General features: G+C 59.5%; 3 protein-coding genes and 6 pseudogenes. 4 read left to right on the forward strand and 5 right to left on the reverse strand.

Features of this window, described 5'->3' with window-relative positions; all coding sequences use genetic code 11:
• Window positions 1-99, forward strand: a pseudogene (locus NKJ76_RS31915) (IS630 family transposase); the annotation flags it as partial.
• Between the two features lie 336 nt (window positions 100-435).
• Here NKJ76_RS31915 and NKJ76_RS31920 read toward each other — a convergent pair.
• A protein-coding gene (locus NKJ76_RS31920) for an IS630 family transposase (RefSeq protein ID WP_352539193.1) occupies window positions 436-1,384 on the reverse strand; the annotation gives its coding sequence in 2 pieces (ribosomal slippage) (window positions 436-1,047 and window positions 1,049-1,384; 948 coding nt in all).
• Window positions 1,385-1,869: 485 nt separating this feature from the next.
• Here NKJ76_RS31920 and istA point away from each other — a divergent pair.
• A pseudogene (gene istA / locus NKJ76_RS31925) lies at window positions 1,870-2,998 on the forward strand (IS21 family transposase); the annotation flags it as partial.
• On the opposite strand, the pseudogene NKJ76_RS31930 reads toward istA, so the two are convergent.
• The 3 genes and pseudogenes from NKJ76_RS31930 to ectB form a co-directional block, all read right to left on the reverse strand.
• Window positions 2,978-4,013, reverse strand: a pseudogene (locus tag NKJ76_RS31930) (IS3 family transposase); the annotation flags it as partial. The pseudogenes istA and NKJ76_RS31930 overlap by 21 nt on opposite strands.
• Window positions 4,014-4,048: 35 nt before the next feature.
• The gene (locus tag NKJ76_RS31935) at window positions 4,049-5,524 is read right to left on the reverse strand and encodes an aldehyde dehydrogenase family protein (protein WP_352539194.1); all 1,476 of its coding nucleotides are present in this window, start codon (window positions 5,522-5,524) and stop codon (window positions 4,049-4,051) included.
• 136 nt (window positions 5,525-5,660) lie between these two features.
• Window positions 5,661-6,959, reverse strand: coding sequence for a diaminobutyrate--2-oxoglutarate transaminase (ectB, locus tag NKJ76_RS31940; RefSeq protein ID WP_352539195.1), 1,299 nt, complete (start codon window positions 6,957-6,959; stop codon window positions 5,661-5,663).
• Between the two features lie 863 nt (window positions 6,960-7,822).
• Between ectB and NKJ76_RS31945 the strand changes: the two are divergent.
• Window positions 7,823-8,280, forward strand: a pseudogene (locus tag NKJ76_RS31945) (IS110 family transposase); the annotation flags it as partial.
• Window positions 8,281-8,617: 337 nt separating this feature from the next.
• On the opposite strand, the pseudogene NKJ76_RS31950 reads toward NKJ76_RS31945, so the two are convergent.
• A pseudogene (locus tag NKJ76_RS31950) lies at window positions 8,618-9,055 on the reverse strand (IS21 family transposase); the annotation flags it as partial.
• Between NKJ76_RS31950 and NKJ76_RS31955 the strand changes: the two are divergent.
• Window positions 9,051-9,164 (forward strand): annotated as a pseudogene (locus NKJ76_RS31955) (transposase); the annotation flags it as partial. The pseudogenes NKJ76_RS31950 and NKJ76_RS31955 overlap by 5 nt on opposite strands.
• Window positions 9,165-9,248: the final 84 nt, after the last annotated feature.

Raw genomic sequence — 9,248 nt, forward strand, 5'->3', positions numbered from 1 at the left:
ATCACGGCTCTGTGGGACGCCGTCGGCTCGCTCCTTGATCAGTTCACGCCAGCCGAATGCGCCAACTACTTCCAGGCCGCCGGATATGACCCAGATTAAACAGAACGTGCTCTAGGTCTTACACCCAGACCAAGGCTACGAGGTGGGATTGCGATCAACTCGAGTTCCTTGACGCAACATCGCTGCTTGTGTGCGCCAGCTTACATTTTGGACGAGCAGGATGCTCAAGACCCCCACTAACAAAGTGAGCTGGCGTGGCCCCTCGCCCACCTTGCTGCCACACCGAGGAGCAGCACTAGGCCGGCCGAAAGATTCAGGACATGCGGCTGCACGATGATGACGCCAGTCGGACGGGATCTCGCCCCAGATCTGAGGCGTTCAACAGGGTCGCAGAGCATATCGAAATCGCAGATTTCCTGCGCGCGTTAGAGCGTTTCAGATTTTGACAGAAGCGTATCCAGCGTTTGCGAAGTAGTTTCTGCATTCATTGGGTTCGATGGTTGATACGAGGTGGCCGATGTGTCGCCAGGTGTCGTCGATGGTTCGCTTCTGGGCGGCTCGCATCCAGTGTTTGATCTTGGCGAAGGCTTGCTCGATTGGGTTGAGGTCGGGCGAGTATGGCGGCAGATACCAAAGCCTGGCGCCTGCGGCGCGGATCATCTGCCGGATGGCGGCCGACTTGTGGGAGCCAAGATTATCCATGACGACGATGTCGCCGGGCTGGAGCACTGGCACGAGCTGCTGCTCGACATAGGCCCGGAAGCTCTCGCCGTTGATCGGTCCATCGAAGACGCAAGGGGCAGCAAGACGGTCGAGCCGCAGGGCGCCGAGGAAGGTCAGCGTGCGCCAGTGGCCGTGCGGAGCAAAGCCGCGCAGGCGTTTGCCGCATGGTCCCCAGCCGCGCAGCGGTGCCATGTTGGTCTTGATCCAGGTTTCGTCGATGAACACCAGCCGTTCCGGATCGAGACCCGCCTGCCAGGAACGCCAGCGTTGTCGTCGGCGCGCAACATCGGCGCGAGCTTGCTCAAGGGCGAATAGCGTTTTTTTTGAACCGCAATCCTTCGCGCCGCAGGAAATGCCATACCGTGTCGTGCGAGACCTTCACACCGCGCGCCGCAAGTTCGTCCTTCAGCCCATGCAGCGACAGATGCAACGTCTGGTTGATCCGTTCCACGATGAACGCCCGGTGCGGCTCCAGAACACGCTTGCGGTGGCCGCCCATCTTACCCGGTGCCACAGACCCATTCGCCCGATAGCGCTGCGACCACTTCACCGCCGACGAAACCGCCACGCCAAAACGAGCCGCCACCGAGCGGCAGCTCTCGCCAGCCTCGATCGCGCCAACAACACGCTCACGTAGATCGTTCGAAAGGGGAGCCGTCATCTGATGCTGGCCTCCGATCCAGCCAGCATCTTGAATCACAAAACCACTCTCACGGGAATCCCGCAGATTCAGTCAAAATCTGAACTGCTCTAGTGAAATTTCGCATAATCGTGGTCACGCAAGGCTGCTAATTTTCCTAGGCGGGAAAAGACGTCCGACATTTGACTCGAGAAATAAGTTCGCCAGATGTCGCGACGTGACTTTCAGCCTGCCAGAGAAGGGATATCGCCGCGTTCTGGTCCACGAAAAAGCACTGGCTCGACGTCCTCTCCACCGGCGGGACTAGCGGTCAACGGGAATGGAAGGAACTGCGTGTTTCATAAATTCGCGGACACCCATTCCGCTAATTCGCGGACAGCGATTTCAGTAATTGCGGGACAGCGATTCCGCTAATTCCCGGACAGTTTTGGGAGCGGATATAACGGTCGGTTCTCGGGAGCGCCGTTCTGGCATTTTGCCCTCTCATCATCGGGTTGAGAGGGGCCATGCGAAGTCGGAAGCAAGCGAGACGAACGACAGTGAAAGACCTACGATCAATCCTGCGCCTGATGCATGAGCAGGGCCTCTCGGTGCGAGCGGTGTCGGAACGGCTGAAGATCAGCAAGACTTCGGTTTCGACCTATCTGTTGCGGGCGCGTGAGGCTGGCATCTCGGACTGGCCGCTTCCGCGGGCTATGCTTGAGCGGCTTCTGTTTCGCCGGGTTGGCCGTCCGCCGCAGGATCTGGACGAGCCCGATTGGGCGATGATCGCGCGCGAGTTGAAGCGCAAGGGCGTGACGCTGACGCTGTTGTGGCAGGAATACCGTGCGGCGCATCCCGATGGGTTATGGCTACACGTGGTTTTGCGACCGGTTCGGCGCTTTCCAGCGCCGGGCGAACGCAACGTTCCGCAACCGCCACGAGGCGGGCGCAGTGATGCAGACCGACTATGCGGGCCACACCGTGCCCGTCGTTGATCCCGATACTGGCGTCATCTACCAGGCTCAGATCTTCGTTGCGGTGCTGGGCGCCTCGTCCTTCACCTTCGCCCATGCCAGGTTCAGCCAGAAGCTGCCGGACTGGATCGAGGGCCAGTGCCGGGCACTCGCGTTCTTCGGCGGGTAACGAAGGCGATCGTCTGCGACAATCTGAAGGCCGGCGTCGCCAAGGCGCTGTGGTTCGAGCCGACGCTCAACCAGACCTTCGCCGCCATGGCCGAACATTACGACACGACGATCCTGCCGACCCGCAGCCGCAAGCCGCGCGACAAGGGCAAGGTCGAGGGCGCGCTGCCGCCGGCGCCGTTCGGATATGCGGAGTGGAAATCGGCCAAGGTGCATCCCGACTACCATGTCGAGATCGACAAGACCTTCTACTCGGTACCGCACGCGCTGATGGGGCGGCGCGTGGATGTGCGGCTCGCCCACCGGGTGGTCGAGCTCTTCCATGATCACAAGCGCGTCGCCAGCCATGTCCGCCGCTCGCAGCGCTGCGGCCATGCCACCGTCAACGAGCCCATGCCCAAGGCGCACCAGCGCTATGCCAACACGACGCGGCGAACCTGATCCGGCAGGCAGCCGGGATCGGCGCCAACACCGCCAGCTGGTCGAGCGGATGATGCGCGACCGTCCCCATGTCCTGCCTCCATTCGGCAATGGCACTGCGGGCGTGGTCGAGGCCGAAGAACAGGCTCTCGTTCAACAGCTCGTCGCGCATTCGGCCGTTGAAGGATTCGACGTAGCCATTTTGCATCGGCTTGCCCGGCGCGATGTAGTGCCATTCGACGCGATGATCCTTCGACCAGGCGAGGATGGCGATCGAGGTGAACTCTGTGTCTCTGTGCCGTGGTCGGAAATGTCCGGCTTGCCGCGCCGGGCGATCAGGTCAGTTCCCGAGCAACGCGCCGACCGGAGATCGACGTTTCCGGGATCGCGGCAAGGCATTCGCGCGTCACGTCGTCGACGATGTTCAGCACCCGGAAGTGCCGGCCGCAGGCGAACTGGTCATGGACGAAATCCAACGACCAGCGCGCATTCGGCTTTGCCTCGACCAGGATCGGCACCCGCGTGCCGACCGCTCGTCGCCGTGCCCGGCGCTTGCGCACCGTCAGGCCCTCCTCGCGGTAGAGCCGGTAGATGCGACTGACCCCTGATGGCTCGCCCTCTCGCTGGAGCAGAGAACAGGCGTCGAAAGCCGAAGCGGCGAAGCGGCGGCGCTCGTTGGCGAGGTCGCGCAACCTTGTGCGCAGCTCCGTCTCCGGCGGACGCCGGGACCGATAGCGGACCATCTTGCGATCGGCACCGACGAAGGAATAGGCCCGACGCTCCGATAGGCCCATGACGGCCTGCAGATGCGCGACTGCTTCGCGCTTGGCGGCGGGCCTTACCATTTTTTTTGACAGAAACTCGCGCAGTGCCGAGGCTTCCAGAATCTGGTCGGCGAGGAGCTTCTTCAGCTTCGCGTTCTCGTCTTCCAGAGCCTTCAGGCGCTGGGCGTCGGACACGTCCATCCCGCCATACTTCGCCTTCCAATTATAAAGCGTCGCCTCCGAGACCCCGTGCTTGCGCGCCAGATCGCCCGCCTTCGCACCAGCTTCGTGCTCGCGCAGAACCGCGACGATCTGCTTTTCCGTAAATCGCTTCCGCTTCATCAGTCCGTCCTTCGATCAAGGGCCGGACTCTAATCTCAGATGGAGGAAATTACCCGTGGCAGGTCAGGGTGTGTGATGCGGATGCCAATGTTTCTGGTCTGAACGTAGCCATCCAGCGCTTCCTGACCCTTTTCTCTGCCGTACCCAGATTGCTTCACCCCCCCGAACGGCGTTTCAACGCCCCCGACATACCAGCCATTTACGTAGATTTGACCAGCCCATAGACGATCGGCACACCAAAGAGCGCGATCGATGTCCCTTGTGAACACCCCCGCTGCCAAGCCCTGATCTGTGCCGTTGGCCAAGTCGATACCCGTTGCCGGCTCATCAAACGCAGTAACCGCCAGAACGGGTCCGAAGACTTCATTTTGGAAAAGATTACTGTCACGCGCGACATCAGCGAAGACAGTTGCGGCCATGAAGTAACCGCTTCTCTCTGACAGGACCTGGCCGCCGGTAACCACCCGAGCTCCCTGTGACAGAGCAGTCCCACAGGCCTTTTCGACAGCCCGACGCTGCTTTTGGGAGATCATCGGAGTGATGTCACTATTGTCGCGTCCTGAGCCAACGGATAGTTCCTCAACGCACTTCTTGATTCGCTCCAGAAGTTCATCTGCGATCGACCGTTCCACCAGCAATCTTGTCAGGTTGTTACAATTCTGACCGGCGTTCAAATAGGTCCCGATGCGAACCGCCTCCACGACAGCATCAAGATCGGCGTCAGAGCACACAACTGCAGCTGACTTGCCACCCAGCTCCATGATGCACGGTACGATCCGATCCGCCGCTGCTTTCAGGACTGTTCGCCCGGTGGCAGGCGACCCTGTGAAGACGATGTGGCGGACATCACGATGCTGGATGAGTGCCTGACCGGCTATATGGCCAAAACCAGTGATCACATTGACAGCCCCGGGGGGCATCCCTGCTGCCTCGCAAGCGCGAGCAAATTCGATTCCTGATAGGGGAGCTAACTCCGGGGACTTCACCACGACAGAGTTGCCGGTTGCAATGGCGCAAGCTAGCGAACGAGCCGTTAGTTCAAGCGGGCCGTTCCACGGCACGACTTGTGCAGATACGCCAAAGGGACTTCTAACAGTGTAGTCTACATACTCGGCACCGCGTGGTATTGAACGGCCTTCAATTTTATCGGCTAGTCCAGCGTAGTATCGTAGATATCTTACAGCAGTCTTTACCTCGCCTCGAGCAAGATCCAGCCCTTTTCCTGTGTCGACGCAGTTAATGATCGCTATCTCTTCGTAACGCTTCTCCAGCTCATCTGCCACTCGAAACAACAGACGGCCACGGTCATAAGGATGCATGTCTATTAAGATCCGCTCGCGAAAAACGCGATCGGCGGCCGCAACAGCTAGATCAACTTCTTGATGTCCGGCTTCTGCGACGACTGCAATTGTTTCGCCGGTAGAGGGATCATCAACCTCGATCCGTCCGCCCGTGGACGAATCCTTCCACTCCCCATCGATGTAGTTTTTCATCACATCTGTGCCGAGCATCCAAGTCCCTTTTTATTCTTTCTTCATCTGCGCCAAAGGCGATAGCTTTCCAGCCGACCAATTGCCTGCGTTCCGCGCGGTTTAACCAAGCCTAGCGGACCGCAAGCCAAATCGCAGTCGTTGGAAGCCGCGCCTCTTATTGACCGGCAGCCGCACCTTCGTAAACGGAGCGAAGGCTGTCGCGGATAACTGACAAGCCCCGACGTAGCTCGGCCTCTTCGATTGTTAGAGCGGGCATAAACTTGAGCACTTCACCGTAGGAGCCAGCAGTCTCTAGGACCAGGCGACGAGAAAAGGCCTCTTTCGACACGCGGGCCGGCAACGAGTGATCCGTTGGCGATACAAGTCCGTACATCAAACCTCGGCCGCGCACACCCAGCCCCAGAGCCGGGTATTCGCCCGCGATAGCCTCAAGTTCCTTTGCCAGAATTCCCGACTTTAAAGCGATCTCATTTTCGAATTTTGAGTCGGCCCAATAAGTTTCGAGGGCCGCGCGAGCGGTTACGAAAGCCAGGTTATTGCCTCTAAATGTTCCTGTGTGCGCGGCAGGTGTCCAGACATCTAGGTCAGGCTTGATAAGAACGAGCGCCATCGGCGTTCCATAGGCGGACAATGACTTGGACAACGTAACAATATCCGGGACGATGCCCGACGCTTCGAAGCTGAAGAATGTTCCTGTACGGCCGACACCTGCCTGGATATCGTCCAAGATCAAAAGGATTCGGCGCCGCGCAGTCAATTCGCGCAATCTCTGCAACCACTTAACGCTTGCAACATTGATGCCCCCCTCCCCTTGGACGACTTCAAGTATGACGGCGGCAGGAGTATCAAGGCCGCTGGCCGGATCCTCCAGAAGCTTCTCGAGATAGTCGATCGTGTCAAATGAATCGCCGAGATACCCCTCAAATGGCAAGGACGTCACATTAGCGAGAGGAAATCCGGCAGCAGCTCTCATCTCCTTGTTACCAGTGGCTGCCAACCCACCGGCACTCACACCGTGATACGCCCCCGTGAACGACACGATGTTTGACCTGCGCGTTACCTGACGAGCCAGCTTCAGCGCCGCCTCTACGGCATTCGCACCCGTGGGACCTGTGAACTGCAATTTATACGTCAGGCCACGGGGCTTCAGAATATAGCGCTCGAAAGCCTCAATGAATGCCTTCTTGGCTGTTGTAGCAAGGTCGAGGCTGTGCACGATGCCATCGCGCTGAATGTAATCCAACAATGCCTGCTTGAAGGCCGGATTGTTATGTCCATAGTTGAGAGCGCCTGCCCCACCGAAGAAGTCCAGATATTCCTGACCGTCTGCCGCCGTGAGGGTCGTGCCAGCCCCGCGATCAAATAGGACAGGAAACGAGCGGACGTAGCTGCGAACCTCAGACTCGAGGCGGTCGAAGAGCGCGAGGCTTACGTCTTTGGCGATTTGGTTCATAAAGGCGGACTCCTTCGAGTTGGCAGCCTGCAAGGCTAGTAGGCCGGTTCAAATGTGAAGAGGACGGTCAGGTCGTTTCGTGTAACATAGCTCGTCCAGCATCCCGGGTTGAGCAAAATGGCGACCCGTAACCGCAGGAAATCGGCGTTCTCGTGCGCGTGGCGCAGCTTTTAAGCAGGTCGGCTGCGACCATTGGTAAAATTCCGGCGTCCTAAAAGGTGAGGAAGAGCGAGGTCCATTTGTTTAGCTAGGAGCCCACTGGGGCTGCAGTTGTGAAAGCCGCAACATGTCCTGCGCGGATGGCTTGGCCTATTCTCACTCGGACAACAGCAACGCCTTTGGTCTGAATATTTTGGGCCGCGCAGCAAACTACCCACCCTAGTGTTGTCGGAGGGGCGGCAATGGTGGTGGAGTGCGCGATTGCGTTGGAGGCAAAGAACGAGTTCGGCAACATTCGCCAATGGAATCCGGGTTGACCAGGGTTAGGAGCCCCTGTCCACGGTGGTACGGTTGTCTGCAATCGTCAAAAATCCATGGCTCTGAGGTCGCCCCCATCCATGGTGAATTCGTTTCTCGGCAAGTGCATGTCAAGTAGCAGATGCGGCGTTCATCTAGACTTAGACTGGCGCCCGCCCATAAACGTCGAGCTTCTGACTTTTGTTAGAGAAATCGAGACACTGCGGGAAAACCCCGCGGTTTCAGGTACGCTTTATTTTCAAGCGACGGACTAAAGGGAAACCTGCAACCGCCGGAGCCGGCAATGCGCCAAGAACGCACCGTTCAGGCAGATCCCATGGGGAGTGGATCATGGCCCGCACTCTGGCAGAGTGGGCCATCTTAACTCGCTCTTTGGAGGCCCTTTCATGCATCTTTCGACCGCCGATCAAGCCGAGCTACAAGCCGCTGTCCGCGTGGATCTTGGCGCAATCTTCGTCTCGCTGGAGCTGTCCCAGATCGACCTGGCTAGTCACCTCGATTGGGCAGCGAGAAGATGTCGCGCCACATGGTCGCCGGCGGTGACAGTGCCGGGCTGCTCGTCTGCCTCACCGGGCTGCGCAGCAAGGCCGAGGCGCGCACGGGCACGCTTTATCCGTTGGTGGTGATCCAGGAGGCGGGGCTGGACGGCTTCTGGGTCGACCGGGTGCTGAACCCTGAGGACTGGATCGAAAGTCACATCGTCGATGCGGCATCGATCGCGGTGTCGCGCCGCCACCGTCGTGCCAAGACGGATCGGCTTGATGGCGAGGCGCTGATCCGCGCCCTGCTGGCCGTCAAGCGGGGTGAGCCGCGCGTCTGCTCGATGGTCCGGGTGCCGACGCCCTAGAATGAGGATCGCCGCCGACCAGCCTCTGGCGCCGCGGCCAGACTTTCGGTTGAGGCGGTCGTCCCTCACAATGATGGTGTGAACCGCGTCATGGCCGAAGCCAGCGCCAAACATCAAGCAGAGACGCCCCTGGATCATTATGCCGGGATTGATGTGTCATTGGAATGCTCAAGTGTCTGCATGGTTGTGGGCAGGGCAAGATTGTGCGGGAAGCGAAGGTGGCGCGACGCCTTCAAGGCGATGCCGTTGAAGACGGATTGCAAGGATGTATAGCGCGACAATCTGGATGAGGCGTGATCTTGCAGGCCTGTGTGTCGGGCATCTGTCGATGAGGATCGCGCCGTCCGTCGACATGGCTGCGCCCACGAGGCAAGGTCATCAGATGCGTCCCGCCAATGAAGACCTCGAGACGATCGTCGAAGAGACGCACGCAGGTGTGGCCAATCAAGCGGGATGGCACGGTTTAGAAGACGTTGCGCGAGGTGACGCCGCCGGTGCGGGACACGGTGACAGCCACCTCGTCGAAGTCCGTGGTGCGCCGTTCGGGAACTCCTGAAAATGAGGGTGCTCGGCGTCGATGCGGTTGCCGAGTGCGGCATTGCGGCGGCTGACGATCTCATCGATGAAGGCGCGATTGGCGCCGAGATCGTCGAAGTCCTTGGTGCGTCGCATCAGCAGAGCGTCGCGGGCGGCGTTCTTAAGATGGCGTGGGAGCTTTCGATCGAGCCGTTACATGCGCGACGCCCTTGTTGTTGCGGGTCGGGGTCATCCGGCGCTTCCTGCTGCACGTTCTTCCTGACGGACTCCATCGCATCCGCCACTACGGACTCTTGGCCAACGGCCATCGTGTCGCCAAGCTCGCCCGCTGTCGTTGCCTTCTCGTGCAGCTCGACGAAAGCGAACTTCGAGGTCCGATCTATGGCCACGAACATATGCAGCTTGCCCTGCTCGGTTCGGACCTCGGC

The organism is Mesorhizobium sp. M0029 (assembly GCF_040323735.1).
In the GTDB taxonomy this organism is placed as follows: domain Bacteria; phylum Pseudomonadota; class Alphaproteobacteria; order Rhizobiales; family Rhizobiaceae; genus Mesorhizobium.

Coding starts and splice junctions, on each gene's coding strand:
- NKJ76_RS31935 (WP_352539194.1), bottom strand. CDS start 5,524: ATGCTCGGCACAGATGTGATGAAAAACTACATCGATGGGGAGTGGAAG.
- ectB (WP_352539195.1), bottom strand. CDS start 6,959: ATGAACCAAATCGCCAAAGACGTAAGCCTCGCGCTCTTCGACCGCCTC.